22 protein-coding genes are annotated in these 23,912 nt (G+C 63.2%); 14 read left to right on the forward strand and 8 right to left on the reverse strand.

Annotated elements, in window-relative coordinates:
- Window positions 1–267: 267 nt before the first annotated feature.
- The 3 genes from pgeF to lgt are packed head-to-tail and all read right to left on the reverse strand — an operon-like array spanning window position 268 to window position 2,968.
- Window positions 268–1,023: a peptidoglycan editing factor PgeF gene (pgeF, locus tag GOX53_RS10790; protein ID WP_171176125.1), complete on the reverse strand. Its 756-nt coding sequence runs from the start codon at window positions 1,021–1,023 to the stop codon at window positions 268–270.
- On the reverse strand, window positions 1,020–2,087 hold the full coding sequence (locus GOX53_RS10795) for a class I SAM-dependent methyltransferase (protein WP_171176127.1): 1,068 nt from the start codon (window positions 2,085–2,087) through the stop codon (window positions 1,020–1,022). Before GOX53_RS10795 ends, pgeF begins: the two co-directional genes overlap by 4 nt.
- Window positions 2,084–2,968 (reverse strand): prolipoprotein diacylglyceryl transferase, encoded by an 885-nt coding sequence (lgt, locus tag GOX53_RS10800; RefSeq protein ID WP_171176129.1) that lies wholly within the window; start codon window positions 2,966–2,968, stop codon window positions 2,084–2,086. Before lgt ends, GOX53_RS10795 begins: the two co-directional genes overlap by 4 nt.
- Window positions 2,969–3,065: 97 nt before the next feature.
- On the opposite strand from lgt, the gene GOX53_RS10805 reads away from it, so the two are divergent.
- From GOX53_RS10805 to GOX53_RS10825, 5 genes are all read left to right on the forward strand, one after another.
- Window positions 3,066–3,314 (forward strand): accessory factor UbiK family protein, encoded by a 249-nt coding sequence (locus GOX53_RS10805; RefSeq protein WP_171176131.1) that lies wholly within the window; start codon window positions 3,066–3,068, stop codon window positions 3,312–3,314.
- Between the two features lie 340 nt (window positions 3,315–3,654).
- On the forward strand, window positions 3,655–4,155 hold the full coding sequence (locus tag GOX53_RS10810; protein ID WP_171176133.1) for a YbjN domain-containing protein: 501 nt from the start codon (window positions 3,655–3,657) through the stop codon (window positions 4,153–4,155).
- A 38-nt stretch (window positions 4,156–4,193) separates the two neighbouring features.
- The gene (proC, locus tag GOX53_RS10815) at window positions 4,194–5,009 is read left to right on the forward strand and encodes a pyrroline-5-carboxylate reductase (protein ID WP_171176135.1); all 816 of its coding nucleotides are present in this window, start codon (window positions 4,194–4,196) and stop codon (window positions 5,007–5,009) included.
- Entirely contained in the window at window positions 5,002–5,340 is a 339-nt protein-coding gene (locus GOX53_RS10820; RefSeq protein WP_171176137.1) for a tRNA-binding protein, read from the forward strand. The genes proC and GOX53_RS10820 overlap by 8 nt, the downstream gene beginning before the upstream one ends.
- On the forward strand, window positions 5,340–6,293 hold the full coding sequence (locus GOX53_RS10825) for a D-glycerate dehydrogenase (RefSeq protein WP_171176139.1): 954 nt from the start codon (window positions 5,340–5,342) through the stop codon (window positions 6,291–6,293). Before GOX53_RS10820 ends, GOX53_RS10825 begins: the two co-directional genes overlap by 1 nt.
- Before the next feature lie 223 nt (window positions 6,294–6,516).
- On the opposite strand, the gene GOX53_RS10830 is transcribed toward GOX53_RS10825, so the two are convergent.
- On the reverse strand, window positions 6,517–7,116 hold the full coding sequence (locus GOX53_RS10830; RefSeq protein ID WP_171176141.1) for a thymidine kinase: 600 nt from the start codon (window positions 7,114–7,116) through the stop codon (window positions 6,517–6,519).
- Window positions 7,117–7,464: 348 nt separating this feature from the next.
- Here GOX53_RS10830 and GOX53_RS10835 point away from each other — a divergent pair, with 348 nt between their 5' ends.
- Entirely contained in the window at window positions 7,465–7,926 is a 462-nt protein-coding gene (locus tag GOX53_RS10835; RefSeq protein ID WP_171176143.1) for a hypothetical protein, read from the forward strand.
- 39 nt (window positions 7,927–7,965) lie between these two features.
- Here GOX53_RS10835 and GOX53_RS10840 read toward each other — a convergent pair whose 3' ends face one another.
- The gene (locus tag GOX53_RS10840; RefSeq protein ID WP_171176145.1) at window positions 7,966–9,090 is read right to left on the reverse strand and encodes a beta-ketoacyl-ACP synthase III; all 1,125 of its coding nucleotides are present in this window, start codon (window positions 9,088–9,090) and stop codon (window positions 7,966–7,968) included.
- Between the two features lie 168 nt (window positions 9,091–9,258).
- Here GOX53_RS10840 and GOX53_RS10845 point away from each other — a divergent pair, with 168 nt between their 5' ends.
- The 3 genes from GOX53_RS10845 to GOX53_RS10855 are packed head-to-tail and all read left to right on the forward strand — an operon-like array spanning window position 9,259 to window position 13,812.
- The gene (locus GOX53_RS10845; RefSeq protein ID WP_254446530.1) at window positions 9,259–9,732 is read left to right on the forward strand and encodes a MarR family winged helix-turn-helix transcriptional regulator; all 474 of its coding nucleotides are present in this window, start codon (window positions 9,259–9,261) and stop codon (window positions 9,730–9,732) included.
- Window positions 9,729–10,766: an efflux RND transporter periplasmic adaptor subunit gene (locus GOX53_RS10850; protein WP_171176147.1), complete on the forward strand. Its 1,038-nt coding sequence runs from the start codon at window positions 9,729–9,731 to the stop codon at window positions 10,764–10,766. Before GOX53_RS10845 ends, GOX53_RS10850 begins: the two co-directional genes overlap by 4 nt.
- 10 nt (window positions 10,767–10,776) lie before the next feature.
- Window positions 10,777–13,812 carry an efflux RND transporter permease subunit gene (locus GOX53_RS10855; protein WP_171176149.1) on the forward strand — a complete coding sequence of 1,012 codons (3,036 nt, stop codon included), beginning with the start codon at window positions 10,777–10,779 and terminating at the stop codon, window positions 13,810–13,812.
- 148 nt (window positions 13,813–13,960) lie between these two features.
- On the opposite strand, the gene GOX53_RS10860 is transcribed toward GOX53_RS10855, so the two are convergent.
- Both GOX53_RS10860 and GOX53_RS10865 read right to left on the reverse strand, forming a co-directional pair.
- A complete protein-coding gene (locus GOX53_RS10860) occupies window positions 13,961–14,611 on the reverse strand; it encodes a hypothetical protein (RefSeq protein ID WP_171176151.1) in 651 nt (216 codons plus the stop codon).
- A gap of 271 nt (window positions 14,612–14,882) precedes the next feature.
- The gene (locus GOX53_RS10865; protein WP_171176153.1) at window positions 14,883–15,293 is read right to left on the reverse strand and encodes a VOC family protein; all 411 of its coding nucleotides are present in this window, start codon (window positions 15,291–15,293) and stop codon (window positions 14,883–14,885) included.
- Window positions 15,294–15,640: 347 nt separating this feature from the next.
- Between GOX53_RS10865 and GOX53_RS10870 the strand changes: the two genes are divergently transcribed.
- Window positions 15,641–16,018: a hypothetical protein gene (locus tag GOX53_RS10870; RefSeq protein WP_171176155.1), complete on the forward strand. Its 378-nt coding sequence runs from the start codon at window positions 15,641–15,643 to the stop codon at window positions 16,016–16,018.
- Window positions 16,019–16,091: 73 nt separating this feature from the next.
- On the opposite strand, the gene carB is transcribed toward GOX53_RS10870, so the two are convergent.
- The gene (carB, locus tag GOX53_RS10875) at window positions 16,092–19,436 is read right to left on the reverse strand and encodes a carbamoyl-phosphate synthase large subunit (RefSeq protein ID WP_171176157.1); all 3,345 of its coding nucleotides are present in this window, start codon (window positions 19,434–19,436) and stop codon (window positions 16,092–16,094) included.
- A 178-nt stretch (window positions 19,437–19,614) separates the two neighbouring features.
- Here carB and GOX53_RS10880 point away from each other — a divergent pair, with 178 nt between their 5' ends.
- The 4 genes from GOX53_RS10880 (at window position 19,615) to aspS (ending at window position 23,867) form a co-directional block, all read left to right on the forward strand.
- Window positions 19,615–20,742, forward strand: a complete 1,128-nt coding sequence (locus GOX53_RS10880; RefSeq protein WP_171176159.1) for an aminodeoxychorismate synthase component I — start codon at window positions 19,615–19,617, stop codon at window positions 20,740–20,742.
- On the forward strand, window positions 20,697–21,341 hold the full coding sequence (locus GOX53_RS10885; RefSeq protein ID WP_171176160.1) for an aminotransferase class IV family protein: 645 nt from the start codon (window positions 20,697–20,699) through the stop codon (window positions 21,339–21,341). Before GOX53_RS10880 ends, GOX53_RS10885 begins: the two co-directional genes overlap by 46 nt.
- Window positions 21,338–22,009 (forward strand): CPBP family intramembrane glutamic endopeptidase, encoded by a 672-nt coding sequence (locus GOX53_RS10890; RefSeq protein WP_254446531.1) that lies wholly within the window; start codon window positions 21,338–21,340, stop codon window positions 22,007–22,009. Before GOX53_RS10885 ends, GOX53_RS10890 begins: the two co-directional genes overlap by 4 nt.
- A 79-nt stretch (window positions 22,010–22,088) precedes the next feature.
- Window positions 22,089–23,867 (forward strand): aspartate--tRNA ligase, encoded by a 1,779-nt coding sequence (aspS, locus tag GOX53_RS10895; RefSeq protein ID WP_171176162.1) that lies wholly within the window; start codon window positions 22,089–22,091, stop codon window positions 23,865–23,867.
- The last annotated feature ends 45 nt before the right edge of the window (window positions 23,868–23,912 follow it).

A 23,912-nucleotide genomic window follows, 5' to 3' on the forward strand; every position in this document is an offset into this window, starting at 1 on the left:
TCTCCTGAACCAACGGGGTGCGAGGCCGATTAATCGTTAGTGTGAATATGATCAAAGTTTGCGGCGAGGATTGGGCCGATTCAGGAAAAAATGAGGACAAATATGCCCGTGACCGTCACATTTTGTTAACTATCGTCTACGGACCACAACCCTTAGAGAATACTATGTTTCATTGGGGTGTCGGCTGTGCTTGCGCGCATTGGGTGTCCGGCGCGTGTGGCAAACATGGCTGTTATGTTAACCATTATGACCGAGAGCGCCGTTATCTCAGAGGCGGATGACCGAGATCAGGCGGCCATAATCAGCTTCGCCCGCATGCGTGGTCCGCCGGTAGGAATAGAATCGCTCGGCATCCGAATAGGTGCAGTGGCGCGTCCACTCTGCTTGTCCGATTCCGGCGCGGCGAAGGCGGTGCAGCCCGTAGCCGGGCAGGTCGAACAGCATCCGGTCGCCGTTGCCGTTGGCGAAGAACCGGGTGTTGCCCGAATCCTCAAGCATGAAATCGTCCAGAAACTCGGGCCCCACCTCGTAAGCGCCCTGCGAGATCGTGGGGCCGATCACCGCCACCGTATCCGCGCGGCGGGCACCAAGCGCCTCCATGGCGTCAAGGGTGGCCTCCAGCACGCCGTCCAGCGCGCCGCGCCATCCGGCATGGGCGGCGCCGATCACCCGGGCGTTGCGGTCGGCAAACAACACTGGTTGGCAGTCGGCGGTCAGGATCGTTAGCGCCAGCCCCGGCGTGGCGGTCACCAGCGCGTCGGCCTTGGGCTTGTCCTCTCGTGGGCCGGTCACGGTCAGCACATCGGCCGAGTGATACTGGTGCACGCCCACCAGTTCGGTCGGGCTCACCTCCATCGCGTCGGCCACGCGCGCGCGGTTGACCGCTACGGCGCCGCTTTGGTCCGACGAGCCCTGACCGCAGTTCAACCCGGCGAAGATGCCCGAGGACGCACCGCCCCGGCGGCTGAAAAAGCCGTGGCGCACAGGGGACAGCAGGTCCGAGGTCAGGATCTCCAGCGTCATGGTTCCAATCCGGGCGGCGGTGGGGCAGGTGCCGGAAAGAGCCCCAGCACCTTGAACAGGTTTCCCATTTCCTCGGGATGCGTCAACCGGCGATGTGCATGAATGATGCTCTTGGCCTCTTTGTCGGTACGCCCCCGGACCAGCGCCTGCGCCCGTGCGGTGATGCCCAGCCGTTCCAGAAAGATGCCCTGCGGGGTCAATTTCGTATGGGCGCATCCGGCGTTTTTTGCGGTCAGGGCCAGTGCCTCGAAATCCACATGGGCGGTTAGATCGGCCTCACCTGGCGAGGCCAGCGGGTCGGCCATCTCATGCCGATGCAGCGCCTGAAACGTGTCCCCCAGCGAGCGCCAGTCGCCGTAATCGATGATCAACCCGGCGCCGCCATGGGCTGCCATGCGCCGGGCCAGCTCTGTGGTGACTGTCTGCGCCGGGGCGCATAGTTCGACCAGATCGCCGTCGCGCGTGTCGGGGAGTCGGTGTTCCAGCGCCGCTTGCGGGGTTGCGGCACCCAGGCCGAAGGCCAGCTTTCCGTTTTCAAGCCCGACCAACCGCTCACGCCAGAGATCGCCGTCGCGGATGAACTGCCGGATCGGCAGGGCGTCGAAGAACTCGTTGGCCACAAGGAGGAGAGGCCGGTCCGGCAGGTCCTCGACGCGGTCAAGCCATGAGGGGGTGTGACCGGAGAGCGTCTCCGCCTGTATCCTGCGCAGCGCGGGTGACGCCTCGACCAGCGCGATCCGGGCCGCGTCGTGAAACCCGGCCACCGCGCGGGTGGCGCGCAGCAGATCGGCCATCAGCGTGCCGCGCCCGGGGCCAAGCTCGGCCAGCGTGAAGGGCGTGGGGCGGCCCTCATCCATCCACGCTTGCGCTAGCGCGAGGCCGATGAGTTCTCCGAACATCTGGCTGATTTCCGGCGCGGTGGTGAAATCGCCCGCCGCGCCCAGCGGGTCACGGGTGGTGTAGTAGCCGTGCACCGGGTGCAGCAGGCATTCGGCCATGTAGTCGGCAAGGCTCAGCGGGCCGTCCTGCCGGATGCGCTCGATCAGAAGTGCGCGCAGGCTCATGTTGCCCGCCGGGAACGCAGAAAGAACCACAGCCCAAGTGCGATCATCGGCAGCGAGAGCAGCTGGCCCATGGTCAAGCCGTACCCGCTAACATGCCAGACCAGCCCCAGCGGATTGCCGGGTGTGACGAATTGTGCGTCTGGCTGCCGGAAGAACTCGACGACAAAGCGCGACAGGCCATAGCCCGCCAGAAACACGCCCAGTACCAGACCGGGGCGCTTGAGCGCACCACGGCGGTAGACCAGCCACAGCAGCAACGCGCCGAGAATCAACCCCTCAAGCGCAGCCTCATAGAGTTGCGACGGATGGCGGGCGCAGAGATCGGCCACGCCGGGGCAGTTCTGCGCGGCCTGGCCGGGGAAGATCACCGCCCATGGCAGTTCGGAGGGGCGCCCCCACAGTTCGGCATTGACGAAATTGGCCAGCCGCCCCAGCAGCAGCCCCGGCGGAACCGTGTGGGCCACCAGATCGGCCATCGCCTGCAGTGAGAGACCGTGGCGCCTGGAATAGCCCCAGCAGGCTAGCACCACGCCCAGCAGCCCGCCGTGAAAGGCCATGCCGCCCTGCCAGACCTTCACGATCTCTGTCGGGTTCTGAAGGTAATAGCCGGGCTGGTAGAACAGTACGAATCCCAGCCGCCCGCCCAGAATGACGCCGATGATGATCCAGGTCAGCAAATCCTCAACCTGCTGCGGGGTCATCGGCGGGCTGTTATCGGGCCAAAGGCCGGGCCGTCTGACGGCCATGACGGCCAGCCGCCAGGCGATCAGGATGCCCGCGATATAGGCCAGCGCATACCAGCGCAGGGCGAACTCCATCCCGAAGATCGAGATCGAGAAGAGTTCCGGCGAAAGGTCGGGGAATTGTAGAACTGCCTGCATATGCGTCTCATTGCCCGGGGTTGGCGGGGCAAGTCAACCTTGAGCCCGCGCCACTTGTTACCCATATAGGGGGCAACCGTGAATCCGGAGTAGTGACATGCAGACCCGCAACAAGATCCTCGACGATATTTCCCAGCTCATGACCAATGCCATGGGCGTGGCCCAGGGCGCGCGGGACGAGGCCGAGACGGCGATGAAGTCGATGATCGACCGCTGGCTGGCCGACCGCGACTTCGTCACCCGCGAGGAATTCGACGCCGTCCGCGCGATGGCGCAGAAGGCGCGCGAAGAGAATGCAGCGCTCGAGGCGCGGATTGCGGCGCTGGAGGCGAAGCTGGACGACTGATCCACGCAGCGTGATCCAATTGAGGCGCTGCCGCGCCGCTCTTATTCCGACTTTTGGCTGAGGCGCCGCGCAATTCGCTCAACCTGCGCGGTGCGGTGCATTCTGGCGCTTTGCGTATTTTTTGCAAGAAGAAGCTGCATTGTGCCGCGATATTTTGGGTGACGTTGCCCTCTGTCCACAACTTATTGCTGTTATCCCCAAAAATGGGGGTTGTCAGACAGGGCGCCACACCGCACCATATATAGTACAAGCTCACGGGGGGAACCCGGCTTGTAGAGCAGGCAACTAGCGCTGGGGCGCTGCCAGCCCCGATCCGCTAGAGATCAGTGAGGTAGGTATCATGGCCCTTTCCGAGCAGTATCTGGAAGAAGACATTCATCCGATCGACATCGTTGAACATCTCGCAGAGCACCACGACTGGGATTTCGACCGTATCGGGGACGATCAGATCGCCATGGCGGTCGAAGGGCAGTGGCGTACATATTCCATCACTTTGGCCTGGTCCGGCTATGATGAGACGCTGCGCATGGTGTGTTCGTTCGAGATGGAGCCGCCCGAAGAGCGGGTGCCGCAGCTTTATGAGTTGCTCAACGCGATGAACGATCAGTGCTGGGCTGGCGCCTTCACCTATTGGGGCGGGCAAAAGCTGATGGTGTACCGCTACGGTCTGGTGCTGGCGGGTGGTCAGGTTGCCAGTGCCGAGCAGATCGACACGATGATCACCGCAGCGGTGCTGAGCGCCGAGCGCTACTACCCGGCGATCCAGCTGGTGACGTGGGGGAACCGCAGCCCGGCGGAGGCGATGCAGGTCGCCATTGCAGAGGCCTACGGCCGCGCGTAAAGCTTTGCCCCGGACCTGAGTCGCGGGGAGGGGCAATCATGGACATGTCGCGCATCGCACGCCAGGGGCTGGTGCTTCTGGGGTGCGGTAAGATGGGCTCGGCGATGCTGGCGGGCTGGCTTGAGAGCGGACTGCCTACCGGTTCGGTCTGGATCATCGATCCCTACCCGTCGGATTGGGTCAAGGCGCAGGGCGTGCATGTGAACGCGCCGCTGCCTGAGGCTCCGGCCATTGTCTTGGTGGCGGTCAAACCGCAGATGATGGGCGATGCGTTGCCAGTGCTGACCGCGCTGGGCGGTGGTGGGACGTTGTTCGTCTCGGTAGCCGCCGGCACCTCGATCGCCACTTTCGAAGAGGTTCTGGGTGCGGGCACTCCGATCGTGCGCGCCATGCCCAACACGCCTGCTGCCATCGGCCGTGGGATCACGGCGCTGATCGGCAACGCTCATGCATCCGGAGACGATGTGACACTGGCCGAGGAGTTGCTGGCCGCCGTGGGTCAGACCGTCCGGCTGGAGCGCGAGGCGCAGATGGATGCGGTGACCGGGGTCAGCGGCTCGGGGCCTGCCTACGTGTTCCACCTGATCGAGACGCTGGCCTCCGCCGGCGAGGCGCAGGGGCTTGCGCCTGAACTGGCGATGCAGCTGGCCAAGGCCACCGTGGCCGGTGCTGGGGCGCTGGCCGAAGCGGCGGAGGAAGGCCCGGGGCAGCTGCGCGTCAACGTCACCTCGCCCAACGGCACCACGCAGGCGGCGCTGGAGGTGCTGATGGAACCCGAAACAGGTTTTCCCGACCTGCTGAACCGTGCGGTAGCTGCCGCGACCAACCGCTCAAAGGAGTTGTCCGGTGGCTGAGATTTCGTTCGATGACTTCCTGAGGGTCGATATCCGTGTGGGCGAGGTGATCCGCGCCGAGCCCTATCCGGAGGCGCGCAAGCCCGCGATCAAGCTGTGGATCGATTTCGGTGACGAGTTCGGCGAGCGTAAAAGCTCGGCCCAGATCACCGCGCATTACGATCCGGCGGCGCTGATCGGCAAACAGGTCATGGCGGTGGTCAACTTTCCGCCGCGCCAGATCGGGCGGTTCATGTCCGAGGTGCTGGTCTTGGGTCTGCCGGATGACAATGGCGAGATCGTGTTGATCGGGCCGGACGGCAAGGTACCCGTCGGGGGGAGAATGCGCTGATGAAGCTGTTGATTTCCCGGCCCATGACGGCGGAGGTCGAGGCGCGTGCCCGCACCGCGTTCGACGTGGAGATTCGCGAGAGTAACGCGCCGCTCAGTACGGCTGAGATGCACCGGGCGCTGACCGAATTCGATGTGGTGGTACCGACGCTGGGGGATATGTTCTCGGCTTCGGTTTTTGCCGCAGCGCCACAGCCGCGCTGCAAACTTCTGGCCAATTTCGGGGTGGGTTACAACCATATCGACGTGGATGCGGCGCAGGCTGCGGGGGTGCTGGTGAGCAACACGCCGGGGGCTGTGACCGATGCCACGGCGGATGTTGCGATGACGCTGTTGCTGATGACGGCACGGCGCGCGGGCGAGGGCGAGCGGCTGGTGCGTGCGGGCCGGTGGGAGGGTTGGCATCCGACGCAGATGCTGGGCCATCACGTGACCGGTAAACGGGTTGGCATCGTGGGCATGGGCCGGATCGGGCAAGCCATCGCGCGGCGGTGCCATTTCGGGTTCGGGATGCAGGTCGCTTATCCGGCGCGCAGCCGGAAGGAGTTGGATTTTCCGACGGAGTACGCGAGCGGTCTCACCCAGTTGGCCGCATCTGTCGACTTTCTGGTTCTTGCCGTGCCCGGCGGGGCGGACACCCGGCATCTGATCGGCGCGGAGGTTTTGGCCGCGATGAAGTCTTCGGCGTTGCTGATCAACATCGCACGCGGCGAGGTTGTGGATCAGGCCGCCCTGATCACGGCGCTTGAGGCAGGCGAGATCGCAGGGGCAGGGCTCGACGTCTATGAGTTCGAGCCGGAAGTGCCCGAGACGCTGCGGGCGATGGAGAACGTGACTCTGCTGCCGCATCTGGGGACTGCGACCGAAGAGGTGCGCTCGAACATGGGCCACATGGCGCTCGACAATGTAGCGGCGTTTCTGACCGGACAGCAGCCTCCCAACGCGGTCACTTGATCCGGGGCCGTGGCGCTCCCGCCCGTCGCTGACGCATCCAAAGATGCGTCGCCTCCCGTTGGGCCGGGCAGCGCGCCTGCGGCGCGCTGTGGCCGCGAAATCCCCAATAAAAACTGCGCTGACCATCCGCTCACAGCGCGCGGGGCTTGCCCCGCGCGCTGCCGGGCCCAACGGCCCCGGGCGCATCTTTGATGCGCGCGCGGCGGGCGGGAGCCCCCGTGGGTCAGGTTGTCTCGGTGGGCGGCTGTTCCCCCACGGCTTCGCGCCAGTGCCTGCGGCAGAGGGAGACATAGGTCTCGTTGCCGCCGATCTGCACTTGGGCGCCTTCGGTGATGGCGTTTCCGGCCTCGTCCTGGCGGATCACCATCGTCGCCTTGCGCCCGCATTTGCAGATCGTGCGCACCTCTCGCATCTCGTCAGCCAGCGCCAGCAGCGTGGCGGAACCGGGGAACAGCCGGCCCTGAAAATCCACCCGCAGCCCATAGGCCAGAACCGGTACGTTCAGATCATCCACCGCGCGGGCGAGTTGCCAGACCTGCTCGTCGGACAGAAACTGCGCCTCATCCACGAACACGCAGGCGACTGGCCCCTGTGCCAGCCGCTGCTCGATCATGTCGAACACGTCGTCCTGCGGGCGAAACGTATCGGCCTCGGCGCCGATGCCGATGCGCGAGGCGATTCGCCCCTGGCCCGCGCGCCCGTCGATGGCGGCGGTCATCAGGTACGTATCCATGCCCCGCTCACGATAGTTGTGCGAGGCCTGCAGCAACACGGTCGATTTTCCCGCATTCATGGTCGAGTAGTTGAAGTAGAGCTTAGCCATGGCGCCGGTCTAGAACGCCTGCCCGCGACGGGCAAGATGGCGGATACAGGTGGCGCCGTCGCTGCGGGCACAGGGACCGGGCTTGCGCCCTTGGGGATGGTCTCCCCGCTTCCGCAACAACGACGCCGATGGCCACATCGTGGCCGAACATGCGTGAAGCGAACAATGCTGCCCCACTGATACTCATTACCGGCATGGACTGCCGCCACTCACTCAATTTATCCCTGCATCTCTGAGGGATGGCCAACATATGACATTTCCCTTATGAGTCAGGAATGGGAAAATTCCTTGTCCATTCCCCAATAGCGGGGGATGGACAGATATCGCAGGTGCAAAAAAGGGGTGAAAATGGCCGAAGTCGGCGCATATCTGAAAAAACATACCGAAGCACTGGTCAAGGATGTGGGAATCGAAGCGGCCTGCGAGATTACCGGCAAATCGAAAGCGACGTTAGGAAGGTATTACTCGGATAATGCGGAGCATACGGATCGTTTCATGCCGGTCGACGCGGTGGCCAAGCTGGAAAACGCGTCGGCCTATCCGCACGTGACCTCGGCGCTGGCCGACCTCAAGAACATAACCCTGTCCTATGACGGGCGCAATTCGCAGGAAAACGAGCGCAAGGGCGGCGTCAATTCGGACGTCATCGCGCTTAGCCAGCGTTTTGCGATGCTGATGACTGAATATCAGGCGGCGATCGAGGATGGCATCATCACCGTGAACGAGGCCAAGCGACTGCTGAAAGAGACCGTGATGCTGCAGCAGGTGCTGATCGACATGAAACTGCACCTGGAAGAGGAAAGCGGCTGAGCAGGGGCGACCTCCCCAAGCCCAGAAGCCGCCTCTGCCTCAGACGTGGCGCCGGACGATGACCGAACCCACCGAATAACCTGCGCCGAATGAGCAGATCAGGCCCAGATCGCCCTCTTGCAGATCGTCGGAATGCTTTGAAAACGCGATGATCGAGCCTGCGGACGAGGTGTTTGCGTAATCCTGCAGGATGTTGGGCTGTTCACTCGGCTCCGGCTCGCGTCCCAGAACCTTCTTGCCGATGAAATCGTTCATGGTCTTGTTGGCCTGATGCAGCCACAGGCGCTTGAGGTCGGTATTGGCGATCCCTTCGGTCCTCATGTGATCGGAAATGTGCTTGCTGACCATCGGCAGCACTTCCTTGAACACTTTCCGTCCGTTCTGCATGAATTGCATATCGCGCCGGTCCGTCAGCCCGTCGGGCCGCGAGCGGCGCAGAAACCCGTTGTTGTTTCGGATGTTGTTGGAAAACTCGGTGGCGCATCGGGTCGAGAGGATCTCGAAATGCGGCCCCTTGGCGTCTTCGACCCGCTCGATCAGCGTCGCCGTGGCCACGTCACCGAAAATGAAGTGACAATCGCGGTCACGCCACTCCAGATGGCCCGAGCAGATCTCGGGGTTCACCACCAGCGCCGCCCGGACCGAGCCCGAGCGCACCATATCCGCCGCCGCCTGAATTCCGAACGTGGCCGACGAGCAGGCCACGTTCATGTCGAACCCGAATCCCTTGATCCCCAACGCCTGCTGAATCTCGACCGCCACCGCCGGATAGGCGCGTTCATGGTTTGAGGCGGCACAGATCACCAGATCCACCTCCTCGGGCGTGCGCCCGGCCTGCTCCAGCGCCTTGCGGCAGGCATCGACGGCCATCTCGGTCATGATCCCCGGCTCATCGTCAGACCGCTGGCGCAGCCGCGGATACATCACCTCGGGGTCCAGAACTCCTGTCTTGTCCATCACATAACGGTTCTCGATGCCTGATGCCTTGACGATGAACTCCTCCGAGGAGTGCTGCATCGGCTCCATCTTTCCGGCGGCAATCGCCTCGGCATTCTGCGCGTTCATCCGGTCGGCATAGGCGTTGAAGGCGGTCACCAGCTCGGCATTGGTGATGACGTTCTCGGGGGTGAAGACACCGGTACCGGTGATGGCGGGGGTATACATGGCGGGTTCCTGGCGATTAGCGGATTTGCCCAAAATGCAGGCGCCGCCACAACGGATCAAGGGCAGTTTACCCCAGGGAAGGGGCGGTGATGAGAGAAAATCCGCTTCGCATCTTGAATAGTTCAGTTTCTGAAGTATATACCGCGCCATCTTGAATGGGACTAAGGCATGGCAGACGACGATACATTCGTGATGGACGGGCTGAGCCCCGAGATTCAGGCGATGATGGGGGTCTATGCGCTCTACTGGAAACTGGAAGAGAGCATCGATGCGCTCAGCACCGAACCGGATCTGACCCATCCCGAATGCCACATGCTGATCAAGCTCGACCGGCCCAAGCGCATGGGTGTTCTGGCGCGCGACATGCTGGCGGCCCCGTCGACCATCACCGCGACGGCGGACGCGCTGGAAAGCGCAGGCTATCTGACCCGGCAGCGCGATCCCGAAGACCGGCGTGCCTGGCTACTCGTGCTTACCGAACAGGGCGAGCAGACCCGCCAGATGATCGCCACCGAGGCGGGCGAAATGTTCCGCCGCGCCTCCGGCCTTGACGCCCACGAGACTGCGCAATTCGCGCAGCTTGCCCGAAAGATCCGAGACAACATCCTGAAAACAGGTATTCCCGAGGGGTTGAAGAAATGAAGATTCTCACTGCTCTGAGCCTTGGTCTGGCTCTGCTGGCCGTTCCCGCCGTGGCGCAGGAGGCGCCGAAACCGGTGAAACTGATGCTGGTGCGCGAAACCACCCCCGGCTTTTCGCGCCAGTTCTTCGGCCAGGTGGCCGCGCGCCAGACTGTCGATCTGGCCTTTCAGGTCGCGGGCCAGATCCTTGAGATGCCGGTGAACGAAGGGGTGGTGATTCCCAAGGGCGAACTGATCGCCCGCCTGGATCAGGAGCCGTTCGAGTTGCAGCTTGACCGGGCCCGTCTGCAAAAGGAACAGGCCGACCGCACCGTGGCGCGGTTGTCGCGGCTCAAGGGCACCACGGTCAGCCAGGTGTCGCTGGACGATGCGGAAACCGCAGCCCAGCTTGCCGCCATCGAGCTGCGCGATGCCGAATATGCCTTGGAACATGCCACGCTGACCGCGCCTTTCGATGCCCTAGTCTCGCGCCGCACGATCGAGGCGTTCAGCACCGTGTCCGCCGGAACCCCCATCGTGCGCATCCATGACATGTCGGAACTGCGGATCGAGGTGGATGTGCCCGAGATCCTGTTCCAGCGCGCGGGCCAGCAGGATGACGTGGTCATCACCGCCAAGTTCCCGGCCAGCGATCAGCATTTTCCGCTGCAGATCCGAGAGTTTGACGCCGAAACTTCAAGTGTTGGTCAGACCTTCCGCATCAATTTCGGTTTCGCGCCGCCAGAGGATTTTCAGGTTTTCCCGGGTGCGTCCGTCACCGTCAACGTGCAAGTGCAGGACCACCGGCGCGGCATCGTCGTGCCGCCCACGGCCATCGTCACCGATGCAGGCGGCAACACCGCCGTCATGATCTTTACCCCGACCGGCGCGGATGAGGGCACGGTGAAACGGGTACCGGTCGAGATCGAACCGACGCAATCGGGCGACATCCGCGTGCTGTCGGGCCTCACCGGCGGGGACGAGATCGTCCTGACCGGCGGCAATGCGCTGGAAGACGGGCAGGCGGTGCGCCGCTTTGCCGGTTTCGCGAACTGAGGGCTGACGGATGACTATCGCGCGAGCATCTATCGACAAACCGCTCTACACTTGGCTGATCGTCCTGATCGCGCTCTTTGGCGGAATCTGGGGGTTCTTCTCGCTGGGGCGGCTCGAAGATCCGGCCTTTACCATCAAACAGGCCGTCATCGTCACCCAGTACCCCGGCGCCACGGCGGAACAGGTGGCGCTGGAAGTGTCCGAACCACTGGAATCGGCGATCCAGCAGATGGGTGAGGTGGACACGATCACCTCGACCAACCGCCCGGGCCAGTCGCTGATCGAGGTCGAGATCAAATCGACCTACGACGGCAGCGAGTTGCCCGACATCTGGACCCGCCTGCGCGCCAAGGTGCGTGACGCCTCCCGTGGCCTGCCGCAGGGGGTCAGCGCGCCCTATGTGAACGACGGATTCGGAGATGTGTTCGGCCTGTTCTACGCGGTCACCGCCGAAGGTTTCAGCGACGCCGAAAAGCATGAATTGGCCACGTTCCTGCGGCGTGAGCTGCTGACCGTCGAAGGCGTGGCGGATGTCGAGGTGCAGGGCCTGCCGGATGAGGCGATCTTTGTCGAACCCGATCTGGCCTTGTCGGTGAACCAGAACGTGCCGCTGCAATCCATCACTGATGCGATTGCCAATGCCAACTCGGTCAACGATTCCGGCTCGGTGCGCTCGGATCGGAACCGCAGCGCGATCCTGACCGCCGAGGGCTCGGACAGCGTTTCGGCCATCGCCGGGCTGTCGGTGGGTTCGCAAGGTCACGTGATCAACCTTTTCGACATGTCAAACGTGTACCGGGGCCGCCAGAACGACCCCGATATCATGATCCGCTTCGACGGGACCGAGGCCTTTACCCTCGGTGTCGCCGGGCTGGCCACCGAAAACATCGTCGAGGTCGGCAAGCGGGTCGATGCTAAGATGGCCGAGCTGGACAGCGACATTCCCTATGGCGTCGAGATCCTGCCGATCTATCAGCAGCATGTGGTGGTCGAGCAGGCCAGCAACGATTTCCTCGTCAACCTCGCCATGTCGGTCGCCATCGTGGTGGCGGTGCTGGGCATCTTCATGGGCTGGCGCGCCGCCATCGTGGTGGGCTCGACCCTGCTGCTGACGGTTGTGGGTACGCTGCTGTTCATGGCGCTGTTCTCCATCGAGATGGAGCGGATCTCTCTCGGCGCGCTGATCATCGCTATGGGGATGCTGGTGGACAACGCCATCGTGGTGGCCGAGGGGATGCAGATCGCGATGCTGCGCGGACGCAATTCGCGCGATGCGGCGGATGACGCGGCCTCGAAAACCCAGATCCCGCTGCTGGGCGCGACCGTGATCGGCATCATGGCCTTTGCCGGGATCGGCCTCAGCCCCGATGCGACCGGCGAGTTCCTGTTCTCGCTCTTCGCCGTCATCGCCATCTCGCTGCTGCTCAGCTGGGTGCTGGCCATCACCGTCACGCCGCTGCTGGGGCATTATTTCTTCAAACAGGGCCATGCGGATGGTGCGGACGCATACGGCGGATGGCTGTTCCGGACCTATGGCGCGCTGCTGCGGCAGGCGCTGAAACTGCGCTGGCTGGTCATCGTCGGCCTTGTGGGTATCACGGCGGCCTGTTTTGCTGGCTTCGGCCTGATGAAACAGCAGTTCTTCCCCAACTCGAACACGCCGCTGTTCTTCGTGCACTACAAGCTGCCGCAGGGCACGCCCATCGCGCGCACCTCGCAGGATCTGACCCAGATCGAAGAGTGGCTGACGGAGCGCGAAGACGTGGTCTCGGTCGCCACATTCGTGGGGCAGGGGGCAACACGCTTCATGCTGACCTATTCGGCCGAGAACCCGAACCCCAGCTACGGGCACATGATCATCCGCACCGAAACGCTGGACGATATCCCGGCGCTGCAGGCCGATCTCGAGGCCTATGGCACCGCCAGTTTCCCTGAGGGCGAGTTCCGCACCAAGCGGCTGGTCTTCGGCCCCGGCGGCGGCGATCCGATCCAGGCCCGGTTTTCGGGCAGCGACCCGGTGGTGCTGCGGCAATTGGCCAAAGAGGCCGAGCGGCGAATGGCCGAGGCCTCCGCGAACGTGATCGGCGTGCGCAATGACTGGCGCGAGCAGGAACTGGCGCTACGCCCGATCTACGCGACCGAACGCGCCCAGACCGCCGGTGTCACCCGCGACGACATCGCCAATACGCTGCTGTTCTCGACCGACGGTATCACCGGTGGTGTGTTCCGCGAGCGGGATCGGCTGATCCCCATCATCATCCGCAGGCCAGCCGATGGCGCCTATTCCGTGGTCGATCAGGTGGTCTATTCCGATCAGGCGCAGAACTTCGTGCCAGTCGAGCAGATGGTGGACGGGTTCGAATACGAGGCGCTCAACACGCTGGTCCACCGCCGTGACCGGGTGCTGACCATTACCGTCGGTGCCGACATCCCGCCTGACATGACCGCCGCACAGGTCCATGGCGAGGTCCGCGCGGCCATCGAGGCGATGGAACTGCCGCCGGGCTACAAGATGGAATGGGGCGGCGAGTTCGAGGATTCGGGCGAGGCGCAGGCCTCCCTCGGCAAGCAACTGCCGCTCAGCCTGTTGATCATGGTGCTGATCTCGGTGCTGCTGTTCAACGCGATCCGGCAGCCGATCATCATCTGGCTCTTGGTGCCGATGTCGGTGAATGGCGTGGTGATTGGACTTCTGGGCACCGGTCTGCCGTTTACCTTCACCGCGCTGCTGGGGCTGCTCAGCCTCTCGGGCATGCTGATCAAGAACGGCATCGTGCTGGTCGAGGAAATCGACCTCGTGCGCGCCACCGGCAAGCCCTTGCGCGAGGCGATCGTCGAGGCCTCGGTCTCGCGTCTGCGCCCGGTGATGCTGGCAGCGGTGACCACCATTCTGGGCATGGCGCCGCTGCTGACGGACGCGTTCTTTGTCTCGATGGCGGTGACCATCATGGGCGGTCTGGCCTTCGCCACCATCCTGACCATGATCGCGGCCCCGGTGTTTTATCTTGTGTTCTTCAAACGGGATGAGCGGCGGGAAATGGCCTGACCGTGGGCCCTTGTGAAAAAAGGCGCTTCGAAGCGCCTTGAAAAAGCGCCTTCGAAGGCGCTTTCAACCCGGTTTCGAAACCGGGTATTCAAGGCCGTTCGAACGGCCTTGACCGCTCTGGGTACCCGAGAACTCCGGACATCCCCGCTCAGATTTGCTTCATCGCCTGTCTGAGCAGTTTCCGGCACCTCGGTGACAGATGTGCTGCGACGGCTTCGATCCCGAGTTCACGTCGTCTCAAAAACAGCGCCAGAGCATGCGCGCGTGAGGGTTGCCTGAGGTAACCGGTCCAGCCAGCATCGTCGGCGGCCTGCAACTGAAAGACACCGAATCCTGCAATGATGCATCCCAGATCGGTTGCCAACTCATGCACAGCTGCGCCGCCGGGGATGTCATGTTCAAGGCCGGACAATCGGGCGTGCATTACCTCGTGCACCATCGTGTTGATGAACAACAAGGGGCGCTTCATCAATTCAGGGTCATACTGGATGATCGCCGAATTTCCAGATTCCTGAAACGTTCCCGCAGTTGCGGACAACGCGTGATAGTCGATGCGTAACTCTTCCGGGAGCACATCGAGTGGCATGAGTTCGATCCGCCGCTCGATACCGGTGAGGCGCTTGATGTCCAACAGAACCAACTCGGCCGTCGCCGCATCCTGCCCGCCAGGCGCCGAAAAGAACTCTCTGGTCGGTAAAATCGGAACGCTGGGTGGCTCAAACCTCGCGTCGAACCAATCAAAGCACTCGGCGATCCAATCGCGCATGTCGTCCGAGACTGTCGGGCGTGACCAAAACATGGAAATCTCTCATAAAGTGCTTCCCTTTCAATATGTTCACCGAACACCCACATAGGTCAACCAAACACGTCAGTTGGTAGGCACAATCGCGGGCCGGTCGGCGGCCCCGCAGCTCGATGACAGAAATCAAACAAATAAGTTTGCCCCGGGCGTATCTTGAGCTCCCTGAATTTTGCTGGGCACCACTTGTCCCTTCAGTGACTTCAACGCGACATTCCCCTCGGCACGCGACCTGATCGCCGGTGCGCGGGCGTGTGATCCGACGGCTGGTTCAGCCGCCCAGATCTTTCGCGGGATCGTAGTGGAAGTAAAAGCAGGAGACTTTGTTGCCATCCGGATCGCGCAGATAGGCGACATAGAAATCCGGTTCATAGAAGTCCCGAACACCCGGTCCACCCTCGTCGGTGCCGCCATGTTCGAGACCTGCCGCATGAAACCGCCGGACCTGCGCGGCATCGCAGGCAGGGAAGGCGATCATCGTGCCGTTGCCTGCACTGGCGGGTGCGCCGTCGAGGGGACGGCATATCCAAAACCCGGTGCCGTTGTCCGAATCCGTGCCCCATCCGGCCCAGCCTTCGGTCCATCCGGGAAGACGGGGCTGTCCGAGGACAGAGAATACTGCGTCGTAAAAGCGGATCGCTCGAACCAGATCATTGGTGCCGTATGTGGTGTAGAGATTCACGGGTTACCTCGCTTGGCCGGGACGCCGGCATCATGCATCTGGCCGGAACCCGAGGGAAGGTGCGAACGTAAGTGACACGCCGCAAAGTATGAAGCTGCAGCGTCATTTGTCGATTTTTCGTCGGTTCCATCCAACGTTTTTTTGGCTGAAGGCGTATTTTTCGTTCCGATCAGAATATGCGCTAAGATCATCAACATGGCCGCCGGGTGCGGCGGAGCTTGTGAGATACCGGCATGCCTTGCGTCCGAACAACGCCCAGCCCATTTGGGGCAACATTTGCGCTGCTTACGACCCTACTCATCGCCCTCCCTGCAGAGCGTGGGCGGGCCGACGGGGTGTGTGCAGACATGAATACCCTGCTGGAACAAGCTCAGTCGAACTTTGCCGGGGATGTCGGGTCATTGCCTCAACTTCGCTTGGATGGAGCCGATAGCTGCGCGACGTTCTTCTCCCCAGGCGGGTCGCGAGGCTTTCACTGTGTCTGGGAGTTTACATACCGTGCGGCAGAGGCTGAGAAAGCGTTCACCTTTTTCGACAGGACGCTCCATCGTTGTTTCGCGGACCGGGCCCGAGTTGAACACGATCAGCCTGTAAATCACCCCGACTTCTATCGCTTACAGCGATACCACGTAGGACCGGTCACCGTTTCGGTCTCCCTCAAGGACAAAAGCGCCTTGCAGAAAACCTATGTGTTCCTTCGCGTGGATGGGGCAAACCAGGACTGAAAAGACCCGCGCAAAGCCTTCTGCAAAAAAGCCCCGATGAAATATCGGGGCTTCCTGAGATCGAAACCGGGGTTCACCCCTGCAGCGATTTCACCTCGACATCCCCCTCGGCCTGCGCCTTGATCGCCAGCGCGGCGGCGTGCGAACCGGCAGCGGTGGTGAAATAGGGGATCTTGTCATAAAGCGCGATCGAGCGGATGGCCTTGCTATCCTCGACCGCCTGCGCGCCCTCGGTGGTGTTCATCAACAGTTGCACCTGCCCGTCCTTGAGCATGTCCACCACGTCCGGGCGGCCCTCATAGACCTTGTTGACAACGTCGCAGGGCACCCCGTGCCCGCTCAACCAGCTTTGCGTGCCGCGTGTGGCCACCAGCGTAAAGCCTTGTTCCACCAGCACTTTCGTGGCTTCCAGCATCAGCGCGCCCTTGTCGGCATCCTTGATCGAGATAAAGGCGTGACCGCCCGAAGGCAGTACCATACCTGCCCCCATCTGCGCCTTGAGGAAAGCGCGGGGAAAGTCGCGGTCCCATCCCATCACCTCGCCGGTCGAGCGCATTTCCGGGCCCAGGATGGTATCGACGCCGGGGAAGCGGGCAAAGGGCATCACCGCCTCCTTGACCGAGAACCATGGCATGTCCGGGTCGGCCAGCGTCATCTGATCGGCGATCTTGGTGTCCTTGCCTTCCTGATAGGGCGGGCGCATCGGGAAGTTTGACAGCGGCTCGCCCGCCATCACGCGCGCGGCAATCGAGGCAATAGCGCTGTCCGTCGCCTTGGCCACGAACGGCACCGTGCGCGAGGCGCGCGGGTTCACCTCGATCAGGTAAACCTCGTCATCCTTGATCGCGAACTGCACGTTCATCAGACCCACGACATTCAGCGCTTTGGCCAGTTTGAAGGCCTGATCCTCGATCTCGGCCAGAATCTCCTTGGACAGCGAATAGGGCGGCAGCGAACAGGCTGAGTCTCCGGAATGCACGCCAGCCTCTTCGATATGCTGCATGATACCGGCGACATGCACGTCGGTGCCATCGCACAGCGCGTCCACATCCAGTTCCACCGCCCCGGCCAGATAGCTGTCGAGCAACACGGGGCTGTCGCCCGAAACCACCACCGCCTCGTTGATGTAGCGTTTCAGGTGGTCCATATCGCGCACGATTTCCATCGCGCGGCCGCCCAGCACGTAAGAGGGGCGGATGACCAGTGGAAAGCCGATATCCTCGGCAATTTCCAGCGCTTGCTCGTCGGTCGCGGCGATACCGTTCTTGGGCTGTTTCAGGCCCAGTTCGTTGACCAGTGCCTGGAAGCGCTCACGGTCCTCGGCCAGGTCGATGGCGTCCGGCGTGGTGCCCAGGATCGGGATACCCTCGGCCTCAAGCGCATTGGCCAGTTTCAACGGGGTCTGGCCCCCAAACTGGACGATCACACCATGCAGCGTGCCGTTTTCCTGTTCCTTCGTCAGGATTTCCATGACGTGTTCGAAGGTCAGTGGCTCGAAATACAGGCGGTCCGAGGTGTCATAGTCGGTTGAAACCGTCTCGGGGTTGCAGTTGACCATGATGGTCTCGTACCCCGCCTCGGTCAGCGCGAAACAGGCGTGACAGCAGCAATAGTCGAACTCGATACCCTGACCGATCCGGTTCGGGCCGCCACCCAGAATGACGACTTTCTTGCGGTCGGACGGGCGCGCCTCGCATTCGACCTCGCCCATCATCGGGGCCTCGTAGGTCGAGTACATATAGGGCGTTTGCGCCTCGAACTCGGCGGCGCAGGTGTCGATGCGCTTGAACACCGCCGTCACGCCCAGATTGTGACGCGCACGGCGCACGTTGGCCTCGTCGCGGCCGGTCAGCTTGCCCAGACGCGCATCGGTAAAGCCCAGCATCTTGAGTGCGCGCAGGCCCTCTTGGGTCACCGGCAGGCCGTCTTTGCGCAGGGCCCGCTCGGCCTCGACGATCTCGCGAATGCGAGCCAGGAACCACGGGTCGAACTTGGTGACGCCAAAGATCTCGTCATCCGCCAGCCCGTGCCGCATCGCCTGCGCGATGGTGCGCAGCCGGTCGGGGGTCTGCTGGCTGATCGCCTTGATGACGGCAGCCTTGTCGTCGGCCTCGTCCCAGACACCCACGTTCAGACCGGGGATTTCCACCTCGTCAAACCCGGTCAGGCCTGATTCCATCGAGGCCAGCGCCTTTTGCATCGATTCGTGGATGGTACGGCCGATGGACATGGCCTCGCCCACCGATTTCATCGCCGTGGTCAGGTGCGGTTCGGAGCCGGGGAATTTCTCGAAGGCAAATTTCGGGATCTTGGTGACGACATAGTCGATAGTCGGCTCAAAGCTCGCCGGCGTCACCTTGGTGATGTCGTTGTCCAGCTCGTCCAGCGTGTAACCCACCGCCAGCTTGGCCGCGATCTTTGCAATCGGGAAACCGGTCGCCTTGGAGGCCAGCGCCGAGGAGCGCGACACGCGCGGGTTCATCTCGATCACGACCATGCGGCCATCATCCGGGTTGATCGCCCATTGCACGTTCGAGCCGCCGGTCTCCACCCCGATCTCGCGCAGAACGGCAATCGAGCCGTTGCGCATGATCTGGTACTCCTTGTCGGTCAGCGTCAGGGCCGGGGCCACGGTGATCGAGTCGCCGGTATGTACGCCCATCGGGTCTACGTTTTCGATGGAACAGACGATGATGGCGTTGTCGGCGGTGTCGCGCACCACCTCCATCTCGTATTCCTTCCAGCCCAGCAGGCTTTCATCGACGAGGATCTGGTTCACAGGCGAGGCATCCATGCCCGAGCGGCAGAAATGGATGTAATCCTCGCGGTTATAGGCCACACCGCCGCCGGTGCCGCCCAAGGTAAAGGCGGGGCGGATGATGGCGGGCAGGCCGATCTCCTCCAGCTCGTCCAGCGCCATCTGCACGCCCGCATCCAGATCGGTGGATCCGTCTTCACGCTTGGGCGCGGTCACGATGGTGGCCTTGGGGTTCTCAAGACCCAGCCGGTCCATCGCCTCGCGAAACAGCTTGCGGTCCTCTGCCATTTCGATGGCATCGCGCTTGGCGCCGATCATCTCGACCCCGAACCTTTCCAGCACACCCATCTCTTCCAGCGCCAGCGAGGTGTTCAGGCCGGTCTGCCCGCCCATGGTGGGCAGCAGCGCGTCAGGGCGTTCCTTCTCGATGATCTTGGCGACGACCTCGGGCGTGATCGGTTCGATATAGGTGGCGTCGGCCAGACCGGGGTCGGTCATGATCGTCGCCGGGTTCGAGTTGACCAGAATGACCCGGTACCCCTCTTCCCGCAGCGCCTTGCAGGCCTGTGCGCCGGAATAGTCGAACTCGCAGGCCTGCCCGATGACAATCGGCCCCGCTCCAATGATCATGATCGACTGGATGTCGGTTCTCTTCGGCATGGCCCAAATCCCTATGATGTCGCGAGTCGAGGGCGCCGACCGAGCGCCCAAATTGTCCTGCGTTATAGGGACCGCGCGAAAAGGTGCAAGAGGGATCGGAAACAGGTGCGAATTTGCCGCTTTCCCCCCTTTCGTTCGGGCCCGAAACCACTATATCGCTGCCTCACGGCAAATGAGGATGCAATTGCGTATTCGTTTCGATCAGGGACCGGCTGGGCCGGGGACGTGGTTCCACCGTCCCGAACGCCTTATCCGGGCCGATACGGCAACGGATGTGCCGGGCGCGCTGGCGGCGCTGGATGCTGCGCGGGCCGATGGCGCGTGGCTGGCCGGATATGCCAGTTACGAGCTCGGCTATGCGCTTGAGCCGCGTCTGGCCGCGCGGATGCCCACGAACCGCCGCCTGCCTCTGCTGTGTTTCGGGGTCTACGATGCGCTGGCCACCCGCGCCCTGCCGCCCGAGGCCGGGGGCATCACCGGTTTTGCCCCGCGCTGGGACGAGGCGCGTTATTCCCGCGCTTTTGCCGCCGTGCACGACGCCATCGGGGCAGGGGACATCTATCAGGCCAACCTGACCTTTCCCATTGATCTGAACATCACCGGCGACGCCGCCGCTTTGTACGCCGCCCTTGCTGCGCGCCAGCCGGTGGGCCACGGCGCATTGGTGCAGCAACAGGGGCTCCCCGACCTGCTCAGCCGCTCACCCGAGCTGTTCTTCCGCACCGACGCGGGTGGCGTGATCGAAACCCGCCCGATGAAGGGCACCCAGCCGCGCAGCGCCGATCCCTCCGAGGACGCCCGCCGCCGCGCCTTCCTGTCCCGCGACGAAAAGAACCGGGCCGAGAACCTGATGATCGTGGACCTGCTGCGCAACGATATCTCGCGCGTCGCCGTGCCGGGTTCGGTCAAGGTGCCCGAGCTTTTCAAGGTCGAAACCTACGCCACCGTGCATCAGATGGTCTCGCTGGTCCGGGCACAACTGCGCGCCGATGCAGGCCTGTCGGACATTCTGACCGCACTCTTCCCCTGCGGCTCGATCACCGGCGCGCCCAAGATCCGCGCGATGGAGATCCTCAACGATCTCGAACCCTGGCCCCGCGACATCTATTGCGGCACCATCGGCTGGGCCGCCCCCGATGGCCGGTCCGAGTTCAACGTGGCGATCCGTACTTTGATGACCGAAGGCACCCGCGCCACGCTCAACGTGGGCGGCGGCGTGGTCTGGGACAGCACCGCCGCATCGGAATATGAGGAGGCGCTATGGAAAGCGCGCTTTGCCCGCCAGCTGAGCCTGGTTTCCGCCTGATCGAGACGCTGGGCTACCGCCCCGGACAAGGTTTTGCCCGCCGCGACCGCCACTTGGCGCGCATGGCCCGCTCGGCCGCGGCGCTGGACATCCCGTTCGATCCCGCCCGGGCAAAGGCCAAGCTGGACGAGGCCGAAGAGGGCACTGCCTTGCGCTGCCGCCTGACGCTGGACACCTCGGGCGGCTTCGACCTCACCACCGGTCCGCTGACCGACACGCCACCGCTCTGGCGCGTCGCCATCGCCGAAACCCGCCTTGCCTCGGACGACCCGTGGCTGCGCCACAAGACCACTCGCCGCGCGCTCTACGACACTGCCCGCTCCAACCTGCCCGACGGCATCGACGAGCTGCTGTTCCTCAACGAACGCGGCGAGCTGTGCGAGGGCACCATCACCAACCTCTTCATCGGAACCGACGAAGGCCACCTGACCCCGCCGCTCAGCGCGGGCCTGTTGCCGGGTATCTTGCGCGAGGAGTTGCTGGAGCAAAATCAGGCCGCAGAGGCCCCCCTGACCTTGACGGACCTCGCCAAAGCCCGATCTGTTCATGTAGGAAATTCGTTGCGTGGATTGATCAAGGCGGAGTTGATGGCAGTTTGACGAACGTACAGGCCATACCCGCCACGCGGCCCGCGCGCCTGCGCCTGCGGATCGAGTTCGCGCTGTTCTATATCGGTGCCCCGCTGCTGATCGCGGTCCTGTTCCCGCCCGACTGGATGTTCCCGGCGCTCTTTGCCTTCACCGGGCTGGGCATCATCCTGCTGCACCTCACCCACGGCTTTCGCTGGGCCGAACTGCGTCACGGCTGGCGCAACTGGTCCTGGGCCGAGGTGCTGGGATTCTCTGCCGCCATGACCGCCCTCTGCATCGCGGTGATCTACGCCACGAAACCGCAGGCCACGTTTTTCCTGTTGCAGAACCGACCCGAACTGCTGGCCGTCATCTGGCTCGGCTACCCGCTCGTCTCGGCGCTGCCGCAGGAACTGCTGTTCCGCCCGCTCTTCTACCGCCGCTACGGCGCCATCCTGCCGCAAGGCCGCGCGGCGGACCTTCTGAACGCCGCCCTCTTTTCCTTTGCGCATCTGATGTACTGGAGCTGGATCGTCGCCGCCATGACGCTGGCCGGAGGGCTCCTGTTCTCATGGGCCTACCGCTGGCGCGGCTCGTTCTTCTACGCCGTCCTGCTGCACGCAATCGCCGGAAACATCCTGTTTGCGGTGGGCTTGGGTGTCTATTTCTACTCAGGCAACGTGCAAAGGCCGTTTTGAGCCCCCAAGTTCCCTTGACTTCCCGCGCGCCACGCGGTGTATCGGCGCGACGAATTCTCCGCCCGAAGGGATATGACCGATGCACGCCTATCGCAGCCACACCTGCGCTGATCTGACCGCCGCCAATGTTGGCGATACCGTTCGCCTGTCCGGCTGGGTCCACCGGGTGCGCGATCACGGCGGCGTCCTGTTCATCGACCTGCGCGACCATTTCGGCATCACCCAGGTACTGTGCGACGGCGACAGCGCCGCCTTTGCCGAGCTGGAAAAGGTCCGGTCCGAGTGGTGTATCCGCATCGACGGCACCGTCAAGGCGCGCGCCGCCGATCTGGTAAACCCCAAGCTGCCGACCGGCGAGATCGAGGTCTATGCGCGTGGGCTGGAGGTGCTGGGTTCGGCTGCCGAACTGCCGCTGATGGTCTTCGGCGAACAGGAATACCCCGAGGAAACCCGCCTGCGCTACCGCTACCTCGACCTGCGCCGCGAGGCGATGCAGCAGAACATGACCCTGCGCTCGGACGTGGTGGCCTCGATGCGCAAGCGCATGTGGGATCAGAACTTCCGCGAGTACCAGACCCCGATCATCACGGCCTCATCCCCCGAAGGCGCGCGCGACTTCCTCGTGCCCTCGCGCCTGCATCCGGGCAGATTCTACGCGCTGCCGCAGGCGCCGCAGCAGTTCAAGCAGCTGATCATGGTCTCGGGTTTCGACCGCTATTTCCAGATCGCGCCCTGTTTCCGCGACGAGGACCCACGCGCCGACCGTTCGCCCACGGATTTCTACCAGCTCGACCTCGAGATGTCCTTTGTCGAGCAGCAGGACGTGTTCGACACCATCCAGCCGGTGCTGACGGGCGTGTTCGAAGAGTTCGGTGGCGGCCGCAAGGTCGATCAGGACTGGCCGCAGATCTCGTACAAGGACGCTGCCCTCTGGTACGGCACCGACAAACCCGATCTGCGCAACCCGATCAAGATGCAGGATTGCTCCGAGCATTTCCGCGGGTCCGGGTTCGCCATCTTCGCCAAGCTGCTTGAGCAGGAAGGCACCGAAATTCGCGCCATTCCGGCGCCCAGCGGCGGCTCACGCAAGTTCTGTGACCGCATGAATGCCTTTGCCCAGAAAGAGGGCCTGCCCGGCATGGGCTACATCTTCTGGCGCGATCAGGGTGAGGGCATGGAGGCCGCCGGACCGCTGGCCAAGAACATCGGCCCCGAGCGCACCGAGGCGATCCGCGAGCAGCTGGGGCTGGGTGTGGGCGATGCCGCCTTCTTCCTGGGTGGCAAGCCGAAAGCCTTCGAAAAGGTCGCAGGCAAGGCCCGCGACGTGATCGGCGAGGAACTGGGCCTGACTGAGAAAGACCGTTTCGCCTTTGCCTGGATCGTCGATTTCCCGATCTACGAACAGGACGAGGAAACCGGCAAGATCGACTTTGAGCACAACCCGTTCTCGATGCCGCAGGGTGGCATGGAGGCGCTGGAGGGCAATCCGCTGGACGTGCTGGGCTATCAGTACGATCTGGCCTGCAACGGCTACGAGATCCTGTCGGGCGCGATCCGGAACCACAAGCCCGAGATCATGTTCAAGGCCTTCGAGATTGCAGGCTACGGCAAGGACGAGGTCGAAAAGCGCTTCGGCGGTATGGTCAACGCCTTCCAGTTCGGCGCCCCGCCGCATGGCGGCTGCGCGGCTGGTATCGACCGCATCGTGATGCTGCTGGCCGACACGGTGAACATCCGCGAGGTCATCATGTTCCCGATGACCCAGCGTGCCGAAGACCTGATGATGGCCGCGCCCTCCGATCCAACCTCGGACCAGCTGATGGAACTCGGCCTGCGCGTGATCCCGCAGGATCAATAAACCAGATCGAACCTCTTGAACCGGCGTCCCCTCGGGGCGCCGGTT

Source organism: Ruegeria sp. HKCCD8929 (assembly GCF_013031405.1).
GTDB lineage: Bacteria > Pseudomonadota > Alphaproteobacteria > Rhodobacterales > Rhodobacteraceae > Ruegeria.

Coding starts and splice junctions, on each gene's coding strand:
- pgeF (WP_171176125.1), bottom strand. CDS start 1,023: ATGACGCTGGAGATCCTGACCTCGGACCTGCTGTCCCCTGTGCGCCAC.
- GOX53_RS10795 (WP_171176127.1), bottom strand. CDS start 2,087: ATGAGCCTGCGCGCACTTCTGATCGAGCGCATCCGGCAGGACGGCCCG.
- lgt (WP_171176129.1), bottom strand. CDS start 2,968: ATGCAGGCAGTTCTACAATTCCCCGACCTTTCGCCGGAACTCTTCTCG.
- GOX53_RS10805 (WP_171176131.1), top strand. CDS start 3,066: ATGCAGACCCGCAACAAGATCCTCGACGATATTTCCCAGCTCATGACC.
- GOX53_RS10810 (WP_171176133.1), top strand. CDS start 3,655: ATGGCCCTTTCCGAGCAGTATCTGGAAGAAGACATTCATCCGATCGAC.
- proC (WP_171176135.1), top strand. CDS start 4,194: ATGGACATGTCGCGCATCGCACGCCAGGGGCTGGTGCTTCTGGGGTGC.
- GOX53_RS10825 (WP_171176139.1), top strand. CDS start 5,340: ATGAAGCTGTTGATTTCCCGGCCCATGACGGCGGAGGTCGAGGCGCGT.
- GOX53_RS10830 (WP_171176141.1), bottom strand. CDS start 7,116: ATGGCTAAGCTCTACTTCAACTACTCGACCATGAATGCGGGAAAATCG.
- GOX53_RS10835 (WP_171176143.1), top strand. CDS start 7,465: ATGGCCGAAGTCGGCGCATATCTGAAAAAACATACCGAAGCACTGGTC.
- GOX53_RS10840 (WP_171176145.1), bottom strand. CDS start 9,090: ATGTATACCCCCGCCATCACCGGTACCGGTGTCTTCACCCCCGAGAAC.
- GOX53_RS10845 (WP_254446530.1), top strand. CDS start 9,259: ATGGCAGACGACGATACATTCGTGATGGACGGGCTGAGCCCCGAGATT.
- GOX53_RS10850 (WP_171176147.1), top strand. CDS start 9,729: ATGAAGATTCTCACTGCTCTGAGCCTTGGTCTGGCTCTGCTGGCCGTT.
- GOX53_RS10855 (WP_171176149.1), top strand. CDS start 10,777: ATGACTATCGCGCGAGCATCTATCGACAAACCGCTCTACACTTGGCTG.
- GOX53_RS10860 (WP_171176151.1), bottom strand. CDS start 14,611: ATGTTTTGGTCACGCCCGACAGTCTCGGACGACATGCGCGATTGGATC.
- GOX53_RS10870 (WP_171176155.1), top strand. CDS start 15,641: ATGAATACCCTGCTGGAACAAGCTCAGTCGAACTTTGCCGGGGATGTC.
- carB (WP_171176157.1), bottom strand. CDS start 19,436: ATGCCGAAGAGAACCGACATCCAGTCGATCATGATCATTGGAGCGGGG.
- GOX53_RS10880 (WP_171176159.1), top strand. CDS start 19,615: ATGCAATTGCGTATTCGTTTCGATCAGGGACCGGCTGGGCCGGGGACG.
- GOX53_RS10885 (WP_171176160.1), top strand. CDS start 20,697: ATGGAAAGCGCGCTTTGCCCGCCAGCTGAGCCTGGTTTCCGCCTGATC.
- aspS (WP_171176162.1), top strand. CDS start 22,089: ATGCACGCCTATCGCAGCCACACCTGCGCTGATCTGACCGCCGCCAAT.